This is a genomic window from Nocardia sp. NPDC057272 (genome assembly GCF_042668615.1).
In the GTDB taxonomy this organism is placed as follows: Bacteria; Actinomycetota; Actinomycetes; order Mycobacteriales; family Mycobacteriaceae; genus Nocardia.
In genome coordinates this window covers 1-1,548 of record NZ_JBHUYK010000069.1, presented here as the reverse complement: position 1 = coordinate 1,548, position 1,548 = coordinate 1, and the positions used below count along the sequence as shown (strand labels likewise).

Genomic DNA, 1,548 nt, shown 5'->3' with positions numbered 1-1,548 from the left:
ACCCGGATCAGCGACCATCCCCTGCAGGATCCGCTCCAACCTGGTCACCAACCGTTGAACGGTCACCTCATCGAACACATCGGTACGGAACTCGACACCACCATCGATGCCCGCCGGCTTCCCATCCCGGTTATAGAGGTCACCAAGACTGAACGTCAGATCCATACGCGCAGCACCTGTGTGCGGAACTAGAGGCGTCACATCAAGATCGTCGAGCAACAACTCAACAGCAGCATTGTTCTGCCAGGCGAACATCACTTGCACCAGTGGATGATGTGCCAGGCTCCGGACCGGATCGAGGCGCTCGACCAGCGCCTCGAACGGCACATCCTGGTTGGCGAAGGCATCCAAGCTACACTCCCGAACCTGATCGAGCAGTTGCTCGAAGCTGGGATCACCCGATAGATCAGTTCGTAACACCAAAGTATTAACGAAGAAACCCACCAGCTCATCGAGCGCACTGTCCAACCGCCCGGCAACCGGATACCCGATGGCAATATCGGTGCTACCGCTCACCACCGACAGCAATACAGCCAAACCTGCCTGCACAACCATGAAACTGGTCGCATTGTGCGCACGCGCGAGCTGCCCGACCTGCTCCTGCAACTCCACCGACCAACTGAAGTCGATGCGCCCGCCCTTGTGGTCGGCTACGACAGGGTATGTCCTGTCGGCCGGAAGCTCGATACGCTCAGGCAACCCAGCCAAAGCCTGTTCCCAATGAGCCAACTGCAGGGAGATCTCACTGCCAGGATCACCTGGATCACCCAGATACTGCCGCTGCCACAACGTGTAGTCGGCATACTGCACCGGCAACGGTTCCCACTGAGGAGTCTCACCCCGCCGACGCGTCGAATACGCCACACTGAGATCCCGCACCAATGGCCGCGCCGACCATCCATCCGCAGCAATATGGTGCAGGGTGAGCACCAAAACCTGCTCGTCGTCGGCGACCTGGAACAAAGTGGCCCGCAACGGGATCTCTGTAGCGAGATCGAACTCGTAGCGCGCGGCCTGCCCCACCGCCTCGTCCACCTGCTCCGATGACCAACCCGCGGCATCCACGACCCGCCAGCCGAAGTCGACATCATCAGCCGAAACGATCACCTGATACGGCATACCGGCATCATCACCGAACACCGTACGCAGACTTTCGTGCCGCGCCACCACATCAGCCAATGCCGCTCGCAACGCCTCGACGTCGACCTCACCGGTCAGCCGCAAACCCCAGGGAAGGTTGTAAGTCGCCGACGGCCCCTCCAAATGATGAATGAACCACAACCGGCGCTGCGCAAACGACAACGGAACCATCGCCGGACGTTCCATCACTGTCAGAGGGCTTCGCCGCGCCGACTCCGACGACAGCTCACCCAGCAAACCACTTACAGTCGGACTCTCGAAGAGAGCACGCACCTCCAACTCGATGGAGAAGGCTGACTTGACCCGGCTCGCCAGTTGCATGGCGAGGAGTGAATTGCCGCCGAGGTCGAAGAACGAGTCGTCGACACCGACGCGCTCCAAACCCAACACCTGCGCATAGATCGCGGC

At 60.3% G+C, this 1,548-nt stretch carries 1 protein-coding gene; it reads right to left on the bottom strand.

Annotated elements, in window-relative coordinates; all coding sequences use genetic code 11:
- Window positions 1-1,548, bottom strand: a 1,548-nt coding sequence (locus ACFULV_RS34940; protein WP_378664384.1) for a condensation domain-containing protein, incomplete at both ends; no start/stop codon positions are given.